Source organism: Hydrocarboniphaga sp. FW305-C-57, assembly GCF_058783045.1.
In genome coordinates, this window is sequence record NZ_JBYSYG010000003.1 from 47,705 (window position 1) to 67,814 (window position 20,110).

The following is a 20,110-nucleotide window of genomic DNA, read 5'->3' on the forward strand; positions in this document are numbered from 1 at the left end:
GGGAGGCCGCATCCGCAAGAACGGTCGCCCGGGGCATCCCGGTGATCGGCGATTTTTACGCCTGCGCACGGCTTCCACACCGGCTAAAATCGCGCCGAACCTACCCTGTCTGCGGCCGTTGGCCGTCATGCCTGACGATCCGAACTTCATGACCACGCCCGCGCAGGCTTCGGGAGCCTCACTACCTGACTACGGCGCCGAAGGCGACAATCTGGTCCATGCGCTGCATCGCGCGGCCACTGCCACGACGGGTTTTTACTTCTATTCCGGGCGCGGCGAGCTCACCGAAGCGCTGCCGTATTCGCGCCTGCTCGAACAGTCGCGCTGCCTGGCCGGGCGGCTGCTGTCGACCGGCCTGAAGCACGGCGATCGCGTCGGCCTGCTCGCCGATACCGATGGCGATTTCGTGCGCGCCTTCTTCGCCTGCCAGATGGCCGGGCTGGTGCCGGCGCCGCTGCCGCTGCCGGTCGCGCTCGGCGGCAAGCAGACCTATCTCGAACACATCCGCCGCATGCTCGAAAGCATCGGCGCGAGCGCGGTGGTCACGCCGGATTCGTTCGAAAGCTGGATGAGCGAAGCGTCCGGTGGCATGGAGCTCGCCTTCCTCGGCGGCGTCAGCAAGCTCATGCGCATCGAGGCCCCGGAGATCGAGTTGCCGGCGCCCTCGGGCGACGATCTGGCCTACCTGCAGTTTTCGTCCGGCAGCACGCGCTTTCCGCATGCGATCGCGGTGACGCACCGGGCGGTGATGGCCAACCTGCGCGCGATCGGCCAGCACGGCCTGAAAGTCACCGAACGCGATCGTTTCGCCGCCTGGCTGCCGTTCTATCACGACATGGGACTGGTCGGATTCGTGCTGACGCCGATGGCCTGCGGGGTCTCGGTCGACCTCATGGCGACGCGCGATTTCGCCCGCCGCCCGCTGACCTGGCTGCAGCTGATTTCGAGCCATGGGGCGACGATTTCGTACAGCCCGAGCTTCGGCTACGAGCTCTGCGCGCGCCGGGTCGAAAACGGCGTGCCGAACGGGCTCGACCTGTCGCGCTGGCGCGCTGCCGGCATCGGCGGCGACATGGTGCGTCCGGGGCCGCTGCGTCGCTTCGCCGAGGCTTTCGCGGGCTCGGGCTTCAAGGCCCAGGCCTTCGTGCCGAGCTACGGCATGGCCGAGGCCGCGCTGGCGCTGTCGTTCACCCCGCTCGACCGCGGCCTGCGCCTCGATGCGCTCGATTGCGATGCGCTCGAAAGCCGGCATCAGGCGGTCGCGGCGTCGGCGCGGACCTCGCGCCAGCGCGAATTCGTGCGCTGCGGGCCGATCCTGCCCGAGCATGCGGTCGAGGTGCGCGACGAGCGTGGCCGGGTGCTGCCCGAAGGCGGCGTCGGCCTGATCTTCGTGAGCGGCCCGAGCCTCATGAAGGCCTACTTCAACGAACCCGAGGCCACCGCGCGCACCATCAGCGACGACGGCTGGCTCGATACCGGCGACATCGGCTATCTGGTCGACGGCGAGATCGTCATCACCGGCCGGGCCAAGGACCTGATCATCATCAACGGCCGCAACATCCGCCCGCAGGATCTCGAGTGGAGCGCCGAGGGCGAGGTCGACGGCCTGCGCAGCGGCGACGTCGCCGCGTTCGCGGTCGACGATGCCGACGGCGAGAGCGTGGTCGTGCTGGTCGAATCGCGGCTCGTCGATGCGGCCGCCCGCGAGGCGCTCTGCAATGCCGTCGCGGGCGTGCTGCGCACGCGCCACGGCGTCGAGACGCGCGTGGTGATCGTGCCGCCGCGGTCGCTGCCGCAAACCTCCTCGGGCAAGCTCAGCCGCGCCAAGGCCAAGGCCCTGTTCCTGTCCGCCCAGTTCGAATCGGGCTCCCGTGCCGCCGCCGAGCCCGCCAGTGCCGGCTGATCGCGGCGTCGTCGCGATCACCGGCTCCACCGGCTTCATCGGTCGCCACCTGGTTCCGCTGCTCGCGGCCGAGGGCTGGCGTCCGCGCCTGCTGATCCGCCGCGACCCGGCCGACGTGCAATGGAGCGGGCTCACCGTCGAAGTAGTGCAGGGCGACCTGGCGGACGCGCAGTCGCTCGCCCGGCTCATGGACGGGGCCGACGCGGTCGTCCATCTGGCCGGTCTCATCAAGGCCACCAGCGAAGCCGAGTTCATGCGCGCCAACCGCGAGGGCACGCGCAGGCTGGCCGAAGCGATGCTCGCGCAGGCCCCGCAGGCGCACTGCCTGCTGGTCTCGAGCCTCGCCGCGCGGCACCCGGAGCTTTCGCATTACGCCGCGAGCAAGCGCGCGGCCGAAGTCGTGGCGCAGGAGCTGCTCGGCGATCGCCTGAGCATCGTGCGGCCGCCGGCCGTGTTCGGACCGGGCGATCGCGAGACGCTGGCCTTCTTCAAAATGGTCTCGTCAGGCTTCATCCCGCTGATCGGCGGACCCAGGGCCCGCTCGGCGGTCGTTCATGTCGAGGACTTGTGCAAGGCTTTCGTCCGCGTGCTCGATGGGGAACCGACCTGCGCCGTAGGGGTCGTTACCGACGAGCGACCGCAGGGCTACAGCTGGGAGGAAATTCTGAGCACGGCGGCGCGGGTTCAAGGCATCGAACCGCGTGCCAAGCTGCAGCTGCCGAAAGCCTTGCTGCGCACGGTGGCGGGCTTCGGTGACCTCAAGGCCCGTTTCGGCGATGCCTCGATGCTCACTTCGGAGAAGCTGCGCGAGCTGCTGCACGAGGACTGGGCAGTGCCGCCGGAGCAGCGGCTGGTGCCTGCAGGCTGGGCCCCGGCCTACGATTTGCAATCCGGATTCGAGAGCGCCGTACGCTTTTACCGACAAAGCGGATGGTTGTCCGAGAAGGTGACGTAAGCGTTCCCCCTTACGTTAGTATTTGTTGCCACCACGTTACAGCGCTAAAGTGCGCTGTCCGGCCGGGATGCCGGATCACTACAACCCGAATCGAATGACTTCATCTTCCATCGACGTACGAGCCCAGGTGTTGGAGGCGCTACGCGTCGCAGTCAACCGCCCGGTCGAGATCGACGGCCACACCCAGATCGTGCAGGACCTCGGTCTGGATTCGCTCGCCGTCATGAACCTGATGCTGGCGATCGAGGACAGCTTCGATATTTCCATTCCGCTCAATCGGGTAGCGGAAATCGTGACGGTGGACGATCTCGTCCATGCGGTCGAGACTCTGGCCTGATCGGCCGTCGTGAAAGCGAGTAAACAGCGGGCATGAGCATTCTCTCCAAGTTTGATGCGTTGGCGCGGACCTTTGAAAAACTGGGACCGCCGGACGCCAATCCACTTCGAGTCACCTTCGACAAGATCAACTCTTCGACCGAAGGCGTAGTCAACGGCAAGACGACGATCCTGCTGGGCACCAACAACTACCTGGGCCTGACCTTCGATGCCGACTGCATCGAGGAGTCGGTGTCCGCGGTGCGCCGTTTCGGCACCGGCACCACCGGCTCGCGCGTGGCCAACGGCAGCTATGCCGGCCATCGCGATCTCGAGAAGAAGCTCGCCGAATACTTCGGCCGCAAGCACGGCATGGTGTTCAGCACGGGCTACCAGGCCAACCTGAGCATGCTGTCGACGCTGGCGGGTCACGGCGATTACCTCATTCTCGACTCCGACAGCCACGCGAGCATCTACGACGGCGCGCGCCTCGGCCACGCCGAAGTGATCCGCTTCCGCCACAACGATCCGGCCGACCTGCGCAAGCGCCTGAGCCGCATCAAGGACGCGCCGGGCAGCAAGCTCGTCGTCGTCGAAGGCATCTACTCGATGCTCGGCGATTCGTCGCCGCTCGCCGAGATCGCCGCCGTGAAGCGCGAGATGGGCGCCTACCTGCTCGTCGACGAAGCGCATTCGATGGGCGTGCTCGGCGCCAAGGGCCGCGGGCTGGCCGAACACGCGGGCGTCGAAGCTGACGTTGATTTCATCGTCGGTACCTTCTCGAAGAGCCTCGGCAGCGTCGGTGGCTTCTGCGTTTCCGACATCGATGGCTTCGACGTGCTGCGTCTGGCCTGCCGTCCCTACGTGTTCACCGCGTCGCTGCCGCCGGCCGTGATCGCCTCGACCACGCAGGCGCTGCGCCGCCTGTCCGAAGACCAGACGCTGCGCGTGCGCCTCGGTGAAAACGCGCGCCGCCTGTACGACGGCCTGCGTGGCCTCGGTTTCCATGTCGGTCCGGAAGCGAGCCCGATCGTGTCGGTCGAAGTCGAGAACGCCGAAATCGCGGTGAAGGCCTGGAATGCGCTGCTGCAGGGCGGGCTCTACGTGAACCTCGCGCTGCCGCCGGCGACGCCGACGAGCCGTCCGCTGCTGCGCGCGAGCATCAGCGCCGCGCATTCGCCGCGCCAGATCGATACCGCCGTCGCGCTGTTCGCGCAGGTCGGCGTCGAGCTCGGCATCATCTCGCCGTCGTCGGTTCCGCAGGTCGCGATGGTCGCCTGATCGAATCGCCGAGCGACAACAGAAACGAAAAGGGCAGGTGAAAACCTGCCCTTTTTATTTGTGTGCTATCGCTCGACGATTGCTTGTCTTTTTCGCTTCACGCCTCATAGCACCTTCGCGCGCTTGAGCTTGACGAGTACGAGCGGCGCCGCGAGCAGCGGATGCCGGCGCTGCCAGTCGCTGAGTTCGAGCTTGTAGCCCGAGTGTCGTTCGACTTTCCAGGCGATGTAATCGGCGCCGTTGTGGAACGTGAAGCTGGCCTTGAGGATGCGCGCCATGTTGAGCGGCTTGCCGAGCCGTCTGCGCAGGCTCCAGGCGCGCAGGCCCTGTTCGCGCTGCTGCGTGGACAGGCGCGGGCTCAGCTCATCCAGGCGAACCGTGTAGTCGATACCGACGCTGCGCCAGGCCAGCGGCAACAGGGCTTCGTAGCGCGCCTGCTCGTGCTCGATGATGCTCTTCGACCGTCCGGCCGCACCTTCGACGCGCAGTTCGGCGGAGTAGGTGTGACGGAACAGCGCGGTCCAGAATTTCGCGGGTTCGGCCTGCTCGGGGCCGAGCAGCGCGGCCCAGTGCGCAGCGGTGCCGATCGCGTCGGCGACGATGGCGATGATGCGCTGCCTCGATTCGGCGTCGCGTGCCCACGGCAGGCCGATGGGCTGCGCGAAGCGGGCCCACAGCGTGGTGTCGATCGAACGCGTCTGCATGCCGCGCTCGAACTGATCGCGGCTCAGCACCGCGACTTTCGCGCGCAGCGTTCGGTCTTCGTGCTCGAAGGTCTCGAACGAGACGTTAGGCGGCAGCCAGCCGTTGGCGATCGCGGCGATGCGCTGGCCGTGCCAGGCGGCGAGGTCATCGACGATCACGTAGTAGTCGAGCAGGCTGTCGAGATCGCCCGTGCGCAAGGTGGAGCCGTAGAACAGCACGGCGCAGGCGGCGGATTTGCCGGCGATCAGATGCTCGGAGAACGCGCCGATCGCGGACGGCAGCGGGCGCTGCAATTCCGCGTGCACGCGCTCGATCAGCGTCTCGCGCGCGGCTTGTCGATTGTCGAGGCTCATGGCGATACGAAGTGCACGACAGGCCCGGTTTCGACGTCGACGCGACCGTCTCGATCGGGTGCGAAGGCTTCGCCATCGACGATCAGCGGGCTGTCGAGTGTCAGCCGCATGCGCGTGGCCGCGCCGCTGCGATAACCCGAGCCTGCGCTGCGCATCCACTTCGTCGGACGGCCGAACAGCAGCGGGAACAGCGAGCGTCCGAGCCGGCGCGGATGCGCATCGATCTCGACGTACCGCAGCGGTCCGTCGCCATCGTTCCAGAACGGCCAGATGTGCAGCATGATCGTGTGCAGGCTCGTGGAGACGAATAGAAAGCGCCGGCCTTCGAGCTCGGGCCGCTCGTCGTAGGCGATGCTCATTTGCGAGCCGTTCAGCCAGTCGCTGCCACCGAAGATGCAGCGATAGAAGGTCGCGATCAGCGTGGTGATGACCGACCAGCGGCCGCCGGTTTCGACGTTCTCGCGTGCGTACTGCGTCGCCCGTGTGAGCGCCGCGGCGCCCATGAAGAAGCCGAACACCGGATCGCGCGATCCGTCGGGCCAGCGCAGCGTGATCGCCGGGCGATGAACCTCGCGCGACCAGCGTCCGTGCTTCGCCGCCAGCAGCACGCGTTGCAAGGCCCCGGGTCCAGGCGAGATCGAGCCGACGTCGATCGCGACCGAATTCGAATTGCCCGCGGCGATCAGCGCGATGCGCGGCCAGTTCGCGCCGAAGGTTTCGGGCAGCAGGCCGAGAATGTCGCGCAGCGTGCCGTCGCCGCCGCTGACGATCAGCAGCTTCGTTCCGCGCTCGGCGAAACCGGCGAGCGCCGCGCGCAGTTCATCGGTCGTCGCCGGCACCGCCGAAGGCAGCTCGGGCGGAATCGACAGCTGGATGCTGCGATTGCGATGACTGCGTGGGTTGTGGATCAGCGCTGCGCCCAGCGCTGTGGCTGTCAGCGACTCAGCCACGACGTGATCGGCCCGTGACGGCGCGCGATGAACGCTTGCACGATCTGCAGTGCATGCACGATGAAACCGACGACGGTCCACCACGCGACCCATTCCATGCCGAGATCTGGACGGCCGACGATCACCGCGAAAGTGAGCAGCAGCAGGTTCGGATTGCGGCGCGCCGTGATCAGACGGAAGAAGCTGTCGAACGGGCGCCAGATGTGCGGCTGGATGCCGAACAGCTTCTGGAACAGGCCTTCCTCGATGCGCTGCGCGACGTAGCCGCCGATGACGATCCACAGGATCAGCGCGGTGTTCTCGAGCGGCAGCCCGACGACGCCGAGGCCCACGACCCAGGCCCAGTACCAGAACGGCGGATGGATCAGGTCGATGCCGTGATCGAAGATGTCGCCGAACTTCGATGAGTTCAGCGTGACGCGGGCGAGTTTGCCGTCGACGGTGTCGAGGAAGGTCATGAACCAGGCCGCGAGCAGCCCCCATGCGAAATGCCCGTGCCAGAACGCGTAGAACGCGGCGATCACCGCGAGCAGGCTCGTCGTCGTCACCTGGTTCGGCGTGATGCCGACGATGCTGCAGGCCTTGGTGACATGGCGCGCGGGCGTCGGCCAGACGTACTTGGTGACGATGTCGGTGACACCCTTGTACGAGCCCGAGAACATGCGCTTCTCGATGCCCGTCAGCGTTTCCGCCGATAGCGGCAGCAGGTACGGAATTTCGCGCTTGCGCAGCTTGTTGTTGTAGTGGTTCGCGAGCGTCGCCGGCGTGCGCGTGGCGAGCGTGGACAGATCACCGCCGCCAGCGAGCGCCTCGGCGGTGGACTGCGCGGCGGCGGCACGCACCTTCGCCGCCACCGGCTTGCCACTGGCTTCGTCGAGCAGCAGCGTGTCGATCGGGCCATCGCGCAGTGCGGCGACGAGTGGCTCGTCGAACACCCAGCCGGCATGCAGCACGAGCACTTCCTTGCCGCTCGCGCCTTCGGTGATGCCCAGGCGCTGGAACTGGCGCTGCAGACGCTGGCGGGACGTGAGGCCCCAGAGACGAACCGGAGCGTCGCCGACGATGAGCGCGCTCGGCGTCGCGGAAGGGGAGGACTGCGCTTGTGTCATGATCGGCAGGGCGAGAAAAAAGTCCGCCATTATCCGCTATCCGCGACCCCGACTGTGACCGCGATCCGCCTCGCCCATTTTTCCGACCCGCACCTGAGCTTCACGCCGCGGCTGTCGCCGGCGCAGCGCTTCTCCAAGCGCCAGCTCAGCGTCTGGTCGTGGGCCAAGAACCGCGGCAAGGCCCAGCAGGCGGCGGTGCTCTCGGCCCTGGTGGCCGACGTCCAGGCGCATGCCCCGGACGCCGTGCTGATCAGCGGGGACATCGTCAATTTTTCGCTGCCCGGCGAATTTCCGGCCGCCGCCGACTGGCTCGCGAGCCTGGGCCCCGAGCATCGCGTCAGCGTGGTGCCCGGTAATCACGACGCCCTCGTCGCGGTGCCGGAGGAGCAGGGGCTCGGCCTGTGGCGGCGCTGGATGTCGAACGACGATGGCAGTGCGAGCTGGCCCTACGTGCGCGAACGTGCGGACATCGCGCTGATCGGCGTGAACTCCGCACTGCCGACCCCACCGCTGCTCGCGAGCGGGCGCATCGGCGAGGCTCAGCTCGCGGCGCTCGAAGCGCGCCTGCGCGAGCTCGGCGAGCGCGGGCTCTGCCGCGTGGTGATGCTGCATCATCCGCCGGCCGCCGGCGCCATCGGCAAGCGCAAGGCGCTCGTCGACGCTTCAGGCTTTCGCGCCGTGATCGAGCGCGCCGGAGCCGAACTCGTCCTGCACGGCCACTCGCGCGATCCGCGCTTCGACCGGCTGCGCGGGCCCAGGGGCCATCTGCCCTGCCTGGGCCTGCCTTCGGCCTCGGCCGAGCCCGGCGCGCACGATGCCGGGGCGCGCTGGCAGCAGCTGAGCCTGCAGCGCGCAGGCGAGGGCTGGCGCCTGCATCAGGCCGTGCGCCTGTGGGAGCCGCGGCAGGCCGCGTTCGTGAGTGCCGGAACCTACGTCTTCGCGCTCGATCGGCAAGTCGCCTGAGCGGCGACGGGCCTGGGTCAGCAAAGCGACGGCGATCGCGCAGTTTCCTTAAACTCCGCCATCGTCCGGACCGAGCTCATGCCCAACGCCACCGCCCGCAAATTCGGCTATCCCGAAACGCTCGTCGCAGAACACGGCCCCTGGCTCGTGCTGCTGCGGCCCAAGCAGCCGACGCTCGGTTCGCTGGTGCTGGTCTGCAGCGAGCCGGCGTCCGCCTTCGGTGAGCTGAGCGCCGGGGCTTTCGCCTCGCTGCAGCCCGTCATCGCCGGCATCGAGCGCATGCTCAAGGCCGAGGTGGACTACGAGCGCATCAACTACCTCATGCTCATGATGGTCGACCCGGACGTGCATTTCCACGTGATTCCGCGCAGCGGCAGCGCGCGCGAATTCGATGGCCTGAGCTTCGCCGACGCCGGCTGGCCCGGCGTGCCGAAGCTCGATGCGGCGGTCGAACTGAGCGCCGCCCAACAGCAGGCGCTGACCGCGCGCCTGCGCGAGCGCTGGTCGCTTTGAACGCGCGGGGCCATTGATGCCGGGCATCGTCGAGCGCTATCTGCTCGGGCTGCTCGTGCGACCGCTCATGGTGTCGCTCGGCACCGTGCTGATCGCGCTGCTGCTCGAACGCCTGCTGCGCCTGTTCGACATCGTCGCGGCGAGCGGATCGGCCCTCGAGCCGGTGCTGCTGATGGTCGCCAACCTGCTGCCGCATTACCTCGGGCTCGCGCTGCCGGCCGCGTTCTTCGCGAGCATCTTCATGGTCGTCGCCAAGCTCGGCGAGGACAACGAGCTCGACGCGCTGCTCGCATCGGGGCGCTCGATCTTCGAGATCACGCTGCCGTTTCTGGTCGTCTCGGTACTGCTGTCGGTGTTCTGCATCTACCTGTTCGGTTTCCTGCAGCCGCACAGCCGCTATCGCTATCACGTGGTGCGCTACGACGCCTTGAACGCGGGCTGGAACGCGAAGGTGCAGGAGAACGTGTTCGCCGACGCGGGCCGCGGCTTCGTGCTGACCGCCGATGGCGTCGACGGCACCGGGCGCAAGCTGACGCGCGTGTTCATCCGCCACAGCGCGAACGGACTCGACGAGATCACCACCGCCGAAACCGGCGAACTGGTGCCGAGCGCGGGCGGCAAGGAGCTCGTGCTGCTGCTGCAGAAAGGCCACATCGTGCGTGAAGACGGCAACGGCGTGATCGAGAACATCGCGTTCGAAAACGGCGTCGCGCACGAGAACTTCGCCATCGACACGCCGCCGTTCCGTCCGCGCGGGGACAGCGAGCGCGAGCTCACGCTGCCCGAGCTGTGGGCTGGCCTGCATTCGGCGCAGCCGGCGCTCGAGCCGTCCGAACTCGCGGGCGAAATGCATGCGCGGCTCGTGCGCTCGCTGTCGCTGCCGCTGCTGCCCTTGCTCGCGGTGCCGCTCGGCATGGCGTCGAAGCGCGGGCGTCGCGCGCCCGGCGTGGTCATCGCCTGCCTGATGCTGCTGCTGTTGCAGCAGGGCGTACAGATCGGCGAGAGCCTCGCGGAGGCCGGCAAGCTCGCGGCGATTCCGGCCGTGTGGGGGCCGCTGGCGGCGTTCTCGGCGTTCTCGATCTGGCTGTTCCGCGCGAGCCTCGGCAGTCCCGGCGAAAACCCGGTGACGCGCGCGGTGGGCACGGTGGAAGGGCTCATCGGCGGCATCAATCTTCGGCGCAAGAAGCCGGCTGCGAAGGCGGCTTCGTGATGATGAGCTTCGGCGGACCGCTCGCCAGCTATCTGCGTCGCCTGCTGCTGGCGCAGGTGATCGGCATCGCGATCGCGTTGACCGCCCTGCTGCAGATGCTCGAACTGCTCGACGTCACCACCGACATCCTCAAGCGCAAGCTCGGCGTCGCCGGCGTGCTGCATTACGCGGCCTTGCGACTGCCGACCGAATTCACGCTCGCGCTGCCGCTGGCGATGCTCGTCGGCAGCCTGTTCACGTACTACACGCTCGCGCGCAATCACGAGCTCGTCGCGATTCGCGCCTCGGGCCTGCGCCTGCGCTGGGTGGTCGGCACGCTGTTGCCGGTCGCGGTCGGGCTCGCGGTGATCCAGTTCGTCGTCTCCGATCGCGTGGTGCCGGTGACCGAGGCCTCGCTCGCCAACTGGTGGGCCGCGTCCGAACTGCCCGACGAAGGCGATGAACAGCGAGAGCCGAATCGCCTGTGGTTTCGCACGCAGGACGGACTTACCGCGGTCGAGCGCACGAGTTCGAACGGTCGCACGCTGCAGGGCCTCACGATCTACCTGCGCAACGAACAGGGCCAGTATGCGGGCCGCAAGACGGCGCGCGAGGCGCAGTGGATCGATCGCAGCTGGCACCTGCGCGATGTTACTTCGCTGCGGCTGTTCGACGATCACGCGGAGCGCTCGGCGAACGCCGAGGAAACGTGGCAGACCAATCTGCGTCCGTCGGATCTCGGCCAGGACAGTGCGCAGCTTCCGCTGTCGAGCACCGCGCTGCTCGGTGTGCTCGCGGGCAAGCGCGTCGGCGATCGTCCGGCGAGCTATTACCGCACCGTGCTCTACAAGGCCTATCTCGCGCCGTTCACGCTCGCGATCATGCTGCTGCTCGCCTTGCCTGCGACGCGCTCGGTGCAGCGCGGAGGCGAGGGCGGCGGCATGCTGCTGCTCGCACTCGGCACCGGCCTTGGTTTCACGTTGACCGTTGGTCTGCTCGGCTCGCTCGGCCAGGGCGGACGCCTGCCTCCCTTCTTCGCCGCGATCGTCCCGCTGCTGCTGTTCGGCGGCGTTGGTCTTTCGTGGCTCCATCGATACGACAAGCTATGACCTCATCCACCCTGCAGATCGTGCCGGTGAATTCGCCGGCCGAGTTCAAACGCTTCATTCGCCTGCCCGCGCAGCTGCACAAGCACGATCCGCTCTACATCGCGCCGCTCGAGATGGAGCGCAGCGAGTCGCTTTCGGCCAAGCACAATCCCTATTTCGAACACGCCGAAGTGCAGTTCTGGCTCGCGGTGCGGGGAGGGCGCGACGTCGGGCGCATCAGCGCGCAGGTCGACCGGCTCGCCGCCAAGGGCACCGGGCATTTCGGGCTCATCGATGCGATCGACGATGCCGAGGTGTTCTCCGCGCTGTTCGAGACCGCCGAGAACTGGCTCAAGGCGCGCGGCTGCACGATCGTGATCGGTCCGTTCAATCTCTCGATCAACGAGGAGACCGGCCTGCTCGTGCAAGGCTTCGACACGCCGCCCGCGGTGATGATGAGCCACGATTTTCCGTACGTGGGCGCGCGCATCGAAGCCCAGGGCTACGGCAAGGCGCGCGATCTGATCGCTTACAACTACGACGTCACCGCGCCGCTGCCGCCGGTGGCCCAGCGCATGGTCGAACGCAAGCCCGGAAACGTTCGCGTGCGCCTGCTCGACATGAAGCACTACCTCAAGGACATCCAGACCGTCACGCACATCTTCAACGACGCCTGGGCCGACAACTGGGGCTTCGTGCCGTACACGCCGGCCGAGATCGATCATCTCGCGCGTGCGCTGAAACTGTTGATTGATCCGGGCTTCGCGCCGATCGCCGAGATCGATGGCAAGCCGGTGGCCTTCGGCATTCTGCTGCCGAATCTCAACGAGGCGATCCGTGATTTCGGCGGCAGCCTGTTGCCGTTCAACTGGGCCAAGCTGCTCTGGCGCCTGAAGGTCAGTGGCGTGAAAACAGGTCGCCTGCCGCTGATGGGCGTGCGTCGTGATGTCGAGTCTCCGTTCATGGCCGCGATGGCGCCGTTCCTGGTCATCGAGGCGATCCGCTCGCATGCGGTGAAGCTCCGCTACCAGAGCGCCGAACTGTCGTGGATACTCGAAGACAACGTCGCGATGAAGCGCATGATCGAAGCCGTCGGCGGCAAGCCTTACAAGACCTATCGCGTCTACCAGAAGCCGCTCGTGCAGGCGCCCGCTTGAGCGCTGCGCAAGCACCGACGGCGAAGCTCACCGCGCTGATCCTCGCGGGTTCGCGCGGCCCCGGCGATCCGCTCGCGGTCTATGCGGGCGTCGAGCACAAGGCGCTCATCGAGATCGGCGGGCGCAGCATGCTCGAGCGCGTGATCGCGGCGCTCGCGGCGGTCGAGGGCATCGGGCGCATCGTCGTGCAGATCGAGCACCCCGATCTGCTCGATGCGCATCCGGCGCTGCGCGAGGCGGCGGGCGACAAGACGCTTGAGGTGATCGCGGCCGCGCACAGCCCGAGTTCGAGCGTGCTCGCCGCGCTCGATCGGCTCGGTACGCCGCTGCTCGTGACCACGGCCGATCACGCGCTGCTGACACCGGAATGGGTGCGCTATTTCATCGAGCATCGCGAGCGCGTCGCCGACGTCTGCGCCGCGCTCGCGACGAGCGAAGCGGTGCTCGGCGAACTGCCGCAGACGCGCCGCACCTGGCTGCGTTTTCGTGGCCGCCGCTACTCGGGCTGCAACCTGTTCTATTTCGCCAGTCCGGAAGCGGCCGGCGTCGCGCGCGTCTGGCTCGAGATCGAGAACCAGCGCAAGCGGCCGGTCAAGATGATTCGCCGGCTCGGCACGATGACTGCGCTGCTTTATCTGCTCAACCGGCTCAGTCTGGCCGGCGCGCTGAGGCGACTCGGCAAGCTCGCGGGCGCGAAGCTCGCGGTGGTCGAGATGCCGTTCGGACTCGCGGCCGTGGACGTCGACAAGCCGGCGGATCTGGATCTGGTGCGCGAGCTGGTCGCCCGCTGAGGCTTGCAGTCCCCTCTCCCGCGAGCGGGAAAGGGTGGCGCGTCAGCGCCGGGTGAGGGAACACGCTGCGGCAGAGCACCTATTCCAGACGGCGCTCCCTCACTCCCCGCCTTCGGCGGGACTCTCTCCCGCACGCGGGAGAGAGGAATAGCAGCCTTCAGCCCTTCAACCAGCGCCGCACCCAACCCGCCGTCAGCTCGCGCGCGCGATCGACGTCCGGGTGGAAGTCCACTTCGCCCCATTCGAGGCCTTCGATCGAGGCGACGCGCACTTCGCAGCCGGACTGCGTCAGGCCGTTGATGGCCGACAGGTACCAGAGCTTCACGCCTTCGGGCAGGCGCATGACACGCTCGATCTCGGCGACGAAGCGTGCCGCGCCTTCGGCCGAGAAGCGCAGGAAGCCGATCGACTCGCCGTTGGTGACGTCGGCGGTCAGCGTCTTGCCGATCGCGTGCAGCTGGCTGCCTTCGGTGTGCACCTTCATGTCGTCGCTGTCGTAGGACGGCTTGCGGTCGATCGTCACGGTGATCGGCGCATCCGGCGCGGCGAGCAGGCGGCGCGCGATCTCGGGCTCGATCAGGGTGTCGCCGTTGAGGATCAGGCAGGGACCTTGCATTTCGGCGCGCACGAGCCAGCAGGTCGCGAGGTTGTCGGCGAGCTTGTAGAACGGGTTGTAGAGCGTGCGCACGCGCAGCCCGGCCGGGGCGCGTTTGGCGACTTCGGCTTCGACCTGGTCCATCGAAAAGCCGGTGACGACGACGACTTCGGTGACGCCGGCCGCGGCCAGCGCCTGCAGCTGCCACTCGAGCAGGCTCAAGCCCGAGAGCTCGATGAGGCATTTGGGACGGCTGACGGTGAGCGGCAGCAAGCGACTACCTTGCCCGGCGCTGAGAATGAGGGCCTTCATGTACGCGTACGGAAATCCAGCTCGAAAGTGAGAGCTATTTTACGGTGCGTCGGCGCGATCCCGCACAGACTTCGTCTGTCCATCACGAATTGGGGAGACGGCGTATGCGCGGCGAGACGATGCGGCGGCTGGGATTTGCGATGACCGCCGGGGTTCTGGTCCTGAGGGCCGAGGCGGCGATCTACCGCTGCGAGCAGGATGGCCGTACGGTCTACACCGACACACCCTGCGCGGCCGCGAGCGAGCCGATCGCCGAGCGCCAGCCGACGACCATCGCCGCCGACGGCGAGGCCGATCTGGCGGCCGCGCACGACGAGCGCCGCGAACGCGAGCGCGATTTACGCAGCACTGCAGATGCGCAGTGGCTGCGGCTCCACGAGGATCGCAAGGCCGAGGCGGCGAGGATTCGCCAGGGGCTCGTCGAAGGGCGCGTGGTGGCCGGCATGAGCGCGGCCGACGTGCGCCACGTTCGCGGGGCGCCGGATTCGATCGAGCCCGGCGCGGGTGCGGGCGGCGAGCGCTGGGTTTATCGTCGCGACCGCAGGCGCGAGGTGGTGGAGTTCGAGAACGGCCACGTGAAGGGCCCGGCCACCGCATCGCGGCCCGCCGCCAAGCCCAGGAAATCCCCTCAAGCGCACGACCGGCCCGGAGACCGACAATAGAGCGATGAACGCATCCGCCACTCCCGCAGTCCGCTTCGACGACGTCAAGCACGCCGCCGAGGTGCTCAAAGGCCAGGTCATCGACACGCCGTGCCGGCGTTCGCGCGTGCTGTCGCGCATCACCGGGGCCGAGGTCTGGCTCAAGTTCGAGAACTTCCAGTTCACCGCCTCGTTCAAGGAACGCGGTGCGCTCAACAAGCTCGAGAGCCTGACCGAAGCTGAGCGCGCCGCCGGCGTCGCCGCGATGTCGGCCGGCAACCACGCCCAGGGCGTGGCGTATCACGCGACGAGGCTCGGCATCAAAAGCGTCATCGTGATGCCCACCAACACGCCGTTCACCAAGGTCCGCAACACGCGCGAGCTCGGTGGCGAGGTGATCCTGCACGGCGAATCGCTGGCCGAGTCGCAGGCCTTTCTCGAAGAAGAGCTGATCGGCCGTCGCGGCATGACGCTCGTGCATCCGTACGACGACCCGAACATCATCGCCGGGCAGGGCACCATCGCGCTCGAGATGCTCGCCGCGGCGCCCGAGCTCGACACGCTCGTCGTGCCGATCGGCGGCGGCGGGCTCATCGGCGGCATGGCGATCGCGGCGCATGGCATCAAGCCGGACCTGCGCGTGGTCGGCGTCGAATCGGCCGGCTATCCGTCGGCCTACGCGGCCCTGCAGGGCGACCCGAATCTGGTCAAGGGCGGGCAGACGATCGCCGAGGGCATCGCCGTCCGCAACATCGGCAAGCTCACGATCGAGATCATCCGCAACGAGGTCGCCGAACTCATGCGCGTCGAAGAGGCCGCCATCGAGCGTGCGGTCGGCCTGCTCGCGAACATCGAGAAGGTGATCGCCGAAGGCGCCGGCGCGGTCGGTCTGGCCGCGCTGCTCTCCGACCCGGCCCGCTTCGCCGGGCGCAAGGTCGGACTGGTGGTCTGCGGCGGCAACATCGACTCGCGCTTGCTCGCCTCGGTGCTGCTGCGCCAGCTCGTGCACGAATCGCGGCTCGTGAGCCTGACCATCGATATCGAGGACCGACCGGGCTTTCTGGCCCGCGTCGCAGGCCGTGTCGGCGAGAGCGGAGGCAACATCGTGCAGGTGCATCATGAGCGCCTGCACGCCGGCACGCATGCCAAGAACGCGAGCCTGGAACTGCTGATCGAAGCCCAGGACGAGGCCCATGCCGAGCAGATCATCGGCGATCTGCAGGCGGCCGGATTCACGGTGCGGCGTGGGGTCGGCGGAGTGGAGTTCGACTAGGAAACTCCGCTCAAGCTACTGCGCTCCGTCCTCGTACGACCTGCGTTCGCTCGCCACGCTTGATCAGCGTTTCCGGCGCTCGATGCGCCGCGGCGCCGGCTTCGCGCGCTGCGGCGGCGGCTGGACCTCGGCTGGCGGTCCCTTGAAAATGCGCGCCGGTTCCCCATGCTTGGGAACATTCCGATTCTTCAAGACCTTTCCGGCGAACGTCGATGCCTATTTACGAGTATTTCTGCACCGAGTGCGGCAAGCAGTCCGAGATTTCCCATCGCATGTCCGATCCGCCGGCGACCGATTGCCCGGCCTGCGGCAAGCCGGCGCTGACCAAGCAGATGTCCGCGGCCGGTTTTCGCCTCAAGGGTGGCGGCTGGTACGAAACCGACTTCAAGTCCGGCGGCAAGCGCAACCTCGCCGAGGGCGGCGGCTCGTCGGCATCGGGCGACAGCGGATCGAGCGCCAGTTCGGCTTCGGGCGCCGGCGCGTCGAGCGCCTCGACCGCGAGCAGCACGCCGGCGGCCTCGACCTCGAGCTGAACGGCCGGCCGGACCGGCCAGCGAACGTCGCTTTTCAGCGCCCCCGCAGCCGGGGGCGTTGTCGTTCATGAGAGCCGAAAAGCCCGGCCTTGCGGGCTTCGACCGCAAACGCCTCAGGTGCGTACAATGCGCGCCTCGCGGAAGCCCTCGCCGGGCCCGCTCCGTTCTCCCAATCCGATTCCAACCATGATGCGTTCCCACTACTGCGGCCAGGTCACCGAAGCGCTGACCGGCGAAACCGTCTCCGTCTGCGGCTGGGTTCATCGCCGCCGGGATCATGGCGGCGTGATCTTCATCGATCTGCGCGATCGTGAAGGTGTGCTGCAGTGCGTGTTCGATCCGGATACCGCCGAAGCCTTCGCCGCGGCCGATCGCCTGCGTTCGGAATACGTGGTCAAGATCACCGGCCGCGTGCGTCCGCGCCCGGCCGGCACCGAGAACGCCAACCTGACCAGCGGCAAGGTCGAGCTGCTCGGCAAGGAACTCGAGGTGCTGAACCGCTCCGAGACGCCGCCGTTCCAGATCGACGACGACTCGGTGGGCGAAGACACGCGCCTGGCCTTCCGCTACATCGACCTGCGCCGCCCGCAGATGCAGAAGAACCTGCGCCTGCGCCACGACGTGATCCGCCGCATCCGCAACTACATGGATGCCAACGGCTTCGTCGACGTGGAAACGCCGATCCTCACGCGTGCGACGCCCGAGGGTGCGCGCGACTATCTGGTGCCGAGCCGCACGCACCAGGGCAGCTTTTTCGCGCTGCCGCAGTCGCCGCAGCTGTTCAAGCAGCTGCTGATGGTGTCGGGCCTGGATCGCTACTACCAGATCGCCCGCTGCTTCCGCGACGAAGACCTGCGCGCCGATCGCCAGCCCGAATTCACCCAGCTCGACGTCGAGACCTCTTTCCTCTCGATGACCGAAATCATGTCGATGATCGAAGGCATGTTCGTGGACCTGTTCCGCGAGGTCATGAACGTCGATCTTGGCACGCTGCCGCACATGAGCTACGCCGATGCGATGGGCCGCTACGGCTCGGACAAGCCCGACCTGCGCAACCCGCTCGAACTCGTCGAGATCAAGGACCTGGTCGCCGATTCCGACTTCAAGGTCTTCGCCAACCCGGCGAAAGACCCGAAGTGCCGCGTCGCGGTACTGCGCGTTCCGGCCGGCGGCGAGAAGCTCTCGCGCGGCCAGATCGACGGCTACACCCAGTTCGTCACCCAGTACGGCGCGCGTGGCCTGGCCTGGATCAAGGTCAACGAGAAGGCCAAGGGCCGCGATGGCCTGCAGTCGCCGATCGTCAAGAACCTGTCCGACGCGGCGCTGGCCGGCATCCTCGAACGCACCGGCGCGGTCGACGGCGACATCCTGTTTTTCGGTGCCGACAAGTTCAAGGTCGTCTGCGACGCGCTCGGTGCGCTGCGCCTGAAGGTCGGCGTCGATCTCGGCATCACGCGTGGCGGCTGGGCCGCACTGTGGGTGGTGGACTGGCCGATGTTCGAGGAGGACGATGGGCGCTGGGTGTCGCTGCACCATCCGTTCACGGCGCCCAAGCAGTTCGACGCGCAGGAAGTGCGCAACAACCCGGGCACGATCATCAGCCAGGGCTACGACATCGTGCTCAACGGCATCGAGATCGGCGGCGGCAGCGTGCGTATCCATCGCGCCGACGTGCAGCAGGCGGTGTTCGACCTGCTCGGCATTTCGCCCGAGGAGCAGCAGGAGAAGTTCGGCTTCCTGCTCGAAGCGCTGTCCTACGGCGCTCCGCCGCACGGCGGCATCGCGCTCGGCATCGACCGCCTGGTCATGCTGATGGCGGGTGCCAACTCGATCCGCGAAGTCATCGCCTTCCCGAAGACGCAGACCGCCCACGACCCGATGACCAAGGCGCCGAGCACGGTCGATGCGCGTCAATTGCGTGAACTGTCGATCCGTTCGACTGTCCAGCCCAAGGGCGCCGCACAAACCGTTACGCCAGGAAACACCGGCGGCGCGGCGCCTGCCGGATCGGCCTGAGCCGATCCGCCGCCAGCCACTCATCAGGTCACGAAGGAAGTCCGCCGCATGTCGAAGTCGATCCGCCGTCCCCTGTCCTCGCTCATGGCGGCATTCGCCGCATCGGCCGGAGCGGTCGCGCTCGCCGCTTGCAACGGCGTCGGAGACGGCAACTCGCTGGACCGGATCCACATCGTGCCGGCGGAGTTCTCGAACACGCTCGAAGGAATCCAGGACCAGTACACCGATGTGGACGCCTACCAGTGCGCTCCGCGGTCGCTGAACCTGTTCGGCACCTTCACGCGTGGCGACGACGACATCGGCGACTTCACGGCGCGGGCGGACTGGAGCTCCGACAATCCGGCCGTCGCCCGCGTCAGCAATGGCGACATCGCCAGCCCGATCGATTCCACGCTCATGCTCGGCAAGGGCGTCATCGTGGCCGGCAACGTCGGCGAGACGACGATACGCGCGAACTATCTCGACCTGCAGGCCGCGATCACGGTCAAGGTCGGCACTCCGACCGATTTCACGATCACGCCGGCCGATCCCACCCTCACGCTGCATTCGCGGCAGGGCCTGCAGCTCATGGCCAAGCTCGGTGGCGTCGAGACCAACCTGACGACAGCGGGCGGCACGCAGCTCGTGAAGGCGGCGTTCAACCCGGTCAGCGACACGCTGGCCACGGTCACCGTTTCGAGCGCCGTTCCGGTCATCACCGCCCTGGGCGTCACGGGCAGCCCGCTGACGCTCGAACTCACGCTGCCGTATTGCAATCAGGTGGTCAGCACCACCGTGAACGTGGCCGTGCCGCAGTCGCTGGATTTAACGCACGAGGAGGGTTTCAACGGCGGCGAGCTGATCGTCGGCACCAATGAGCGGCTGACGCTCAAGGCCAATTTCGGCGAGGGCATCGAGCCCCAGGATCTGACTTCCCAGTCCGCGTTTTCGCGTACCAACGACTCGACCGACTCCGATGCCGCGTCGCGCGTGTCGGTCGGCACCGGTGTCGTCACTGCCCTCAAGGCCGGCGCTGCGGTGCCGGTCCAGGCCGTCTGCTGCGCCATCGACCTCAACGACGACGGCGACCAGACCGACGAGGGCGAGACCGCCGCTTACACGAGCAACCCGCTGTCGATCACGCCGGTGGCCGGCGATCTGACCAGCTTCACGATCGATCCGTTGACGCCGAGCGTGGTGTCGGGCGAGACCCAGCAGTTCACCGCGCAGGGGACGTTCGACAATGGCGCGCGGACGCAGCCGATCACGCGCCAAGTCACCTGGAGCTCGGCCGATACGACGGTTGTGGCATTCCCGGCGGGCAACCCGACTGGTCTGATGCAGTCGGCGGCGGGGCTCACCGAAACCGATACCGCCGAGATCACCGCCACGCCGAATACCGCGATCGACGGCACCACGGTCACGGCGCCGATCAAGACCACGGTCACGGTCACTCCGGCTCCGGCCGCCGAGTAAGTCCTGCGTCGAC

General features: G+C 67.5%; 19 protein-coding genes. 15 read left to right on the top strand and 4 right to left on the bottom strand.

Going from position 1 to position 20,110, the window contains the following annotated elements; genetic code table 11:
- Positions 1-127: 127 nt before the first annotated feature.
- From AC3WUM_RS07545 to spt, 4 genes are all read left to right on the top strand, one after another.
- On the top strand, positions 128-1,903 hold the full coding sequence (locus AC3WUM_RS07545; RefSeq protein WP_492409602.1) for a fatty acyl-AMP ligase: 1,776 nt from the start codon (positions 128-130) through the stop codon (positions 1,901-1,903).
- Positions 1,893-2,858 carry an NAD-dependent epimerase/dehydratase family protein gene (locus AC3WUM_RS07550; protein ID WP_492409603.1) on the top strand — a complete coding sequence of 322 codons (966 nt, stop codon included), beginning with the start codon at positions 1,893-1,895 and terminating at the stop codon, positions 2,856-2,858. Before AC3WUM_RS07545 ends, AC3WUM_RS07550 begins: the two co-directional genes overlap by 11 nt.
- Before the next feature lie 67 nt (positions 2,859-2,925).
- Positions 2,926-3,195 (top strand): acyl carrier protein, encoded by a 270-nt coding sequence (locus AC3WUM_RS07555; protein ID WP_492409604.1) that lies wholly within the window; start codon positions 2,926-2,928, stop codon positions 3,193-3,195.
- Positions 3,196-3,227: 32 nt separating this feature from the next.
- The gene (spt, locus tag AC3WUM_RS07560; RefSeq protein WP_492409605.1) at positions 3,228-4,454 is read left to right on the top strand and encodes a serine palmitoyltransferase; all 1,227 of its coding nucleotides are present in this window, start codon (positions 3,228-3,230) and stop codon (positions 4,452-4,454) included.
- Positions 4,455-4,558: 104 nt separating this feature from the next.
- Here spt and AC3WUM_RS07565 read toward each other — a convergent pair whose 3' ends face one another.
- From AC3WUM_RS07565 to AC3WUM_RS07575, 3 genes are read right to left on the bottom strand one after another with little or no spacing between them, the layout of a single operon-like run.
- Positions 4,559-5,512, bottom strand: coding sequence for a hypothetical protein (locus AC3WUM_RS07565; RefSeq protein WP_492409606.1), 954 nt, complete (start codon positions 5,510-5,512; stop codon positions 4,559-4,561).
- Positions 5,509-6,462 carry a diacylglycerol kinase family protein gene (locus AC3WUM_RS07570; protein WP_492409607.1) on the bottom strand — a complete coding sequence of 318 codons (954 nt, stop codon included), beginning with the start codon at positions 6,460-6,462 and terminating at the stop codon, positions 5,509-5,511. Before AC3WUM_RS07570 ends, AC3WUM_RS07565 begins: the two co-directional genes overlap by 4 nt.
- Positions 6,447-7,601: a CDP-alcohol phosphatidyltransferase family protein gene (locus AC3WUM_RS07575; RefSeq protein ID WP_492409608.1), complete on the bottom strand. Its 1,155-nt coding sequence runs from the start codon at positions 7,599-7,601 to the stop codon at positions 6,447-6,449. Before AC3WUM_RS07575 ends, AC3WUM_RS07570 begins: the two co-directional genes overlap by 16 nt.
- Before the next feature lie 24 nt (positions 7,602-7,625).
- Between AC3WUM_RS07575 and AC3WUM_RS07580 the strand changes: the two genes are divergently transcribed.
- The 6 genes from AC3WUM_RS07580 (at position 7,626) to AC3WUM_RS07605 (ending at position 13,272) form a co-directional block, all read left to right on the top strand.
- Positions 7,626-8,534, top strand: coding sequence for a metallophosphoesterase family protein (locus AC3WUM_RS07580; protein ID WP_492409609.1), 909 nt, complete (start codon positions 7,626-7,628; stop codon positions 8,532-8,534).
- A 78-nt stretch (positions 8,535-8,612) separates the two neighbouring features.
- Positions 8,613-9,047 (top strand): HIT family protein, encoded by a 435-nt coding sequence (locus tag AC3WUM_RS07585; RefSeq protein ID WP_492409610.1) that lies wholly within the window; start codon positions 8,613-8,615, stop codon positions 9,045-9,047.
- Between the two features lie 16 nt (positions 9,048-9,063).
- Positions 9,064-10,257 (top strand): LptF/LptG family permease, encoded by a 1,194-nt coding sequence (locus AC3WUM_RS07590; RefSeq protein ID WP_492409611.1) that lies wholly within the window; start codon positions 9,064-9,066, stop codon positions 10,255-10,257.
- On the top strand, positions 10,257-11,345 hold the full coding sequence (locus AC3WUM_RS07595; RefSeq protein ID WP_492409988.1) for an LptF/LptG family permease: 1,089 nt from the start codon (positions 10,257-10,259) through the stop codon (positions 11,343-11,345). Before AC3WUM_RS07590 ends, AC3WUM_RS07595 begins: the two co-directional genes overlap by 1 nt.
- Complete coding sequence (locus AC3WUM_RS07600) at positions 11,342-12,481, top strand: dATP pyrophosphohydrolase (RefSeq protein ID WP_492409612.1); 1,140 nt, start codon at positions 11,342-11,344, stop codon at positions 12,479-12,481. Before AC3WUM_RS07595 ends, AC3WUM_RS07600 begins: the two co-directional genes overlap by 4 nt.
- Positions 12,478-13,272: an NTP transferase domain-containing protein gene (locus AC3WUM_RS07605; protein WP_492409613.1), complete on the top strand. Its 795-nt coding sequence runs from the start codon at positions 12,478-12,480 to the stop codon at positions 13,270-13,272. The genes AC3WUM_RS07600 and AC3WUM_RS07605 overlap by 4 nt, the downstream gene beginning before the upstream one ends.
- 157 nt (positions 13,273-13,429) lie before the next feature.
- Here the strand turns inward: AC3WUM_RS07605 and AC3WUM_RS07610 are convergent, their stop codons facing one another.
- Positions 13,430-14,179: a phosphocholine cytidylyltransferase family protein gene (locus AC3WUM_RS07610; RefSeq protein ID WP_492409614.1), complete on the bottom strand. Its 750-nt coding sequence runs from the start codon at positions 14,177-14,179 to the stop codon at positions 13,430-13,432.
- A gap of 140 nt (positions 14,180-14,319) precedes the next feature.
- On the opposite strand from AC3WUM_RS07610, the gene AC3WUM_RS07615 reads away from it, so the two are divergent.
- The 5 genes from AC3WUM_RS07615 (at position 14,320) to AC3WUM_RS07635 (ending at position 20,097) form a co-directional block, all read left to right on the top strand.
- Positions 14,320-14,841, top strand: coding sequence for a DUF4124 domain-containing protein (locus tag AC3WUM_RS07615; protein ID WP_492409615.1), 522 nt, complete (start codon positions 14,320-14,322; stop codon positions 14,839-14,841).
- 4 nt (positions 14,842-14,845) lie between these two features.
- Positions 14,846-16,093: a threonine ammonia-lyase gene (locus tag AC3WUM_RS07620; RefSeq protein ID WP_492409616.1), complete on the top strand. Its 1,248-nt coding sequence runs from the start codon at positions 14,846-14,848 to the stop codon at positions 16,091-16,093.
- 212 nt (positions 16,094-16,305) lie between these two features.
- Positions 16,306-16,626, top strand: coding sequence for an FmdB family zinc ribbon protein (locus AC3WUM_RS07625; protein ID WP_492409617.1), 321 nt, complete (start codon positions 16,306-16,308; stop codon positions 16,624-16,626).
- A gap of 186 nt (positions 16,627-16,812) precedes the next feature.
- Positions 16,813-18,642, top strand: a complete 1,830-nt coding sequence (gene aspS / locus AC3WUM_RS07630) for an aspartate--tRNA ligase (RefSeq protein WP_492409618.1) — start codon at positions 16,813-16,815, stop codon at positions 18,640-18,642.
- A gap of 48 nt (positions 18,643-18,690) precedes the next feature.
- Positions 18,691-20,097 carry an Ig-like domain-containing protein gene (locus AC3WUM_RS07635; protein ID WP_492409619.1) on the top strand — a complete coding sequence of 469 codons (1,407 nt, stop codon included), beginning with the start codon at positions 18,691-18,693 and terminating at the stop codon, positions 20,095-20,097.
- Positions 20,098-20,110: the final 13 nt, after the last annotated feature.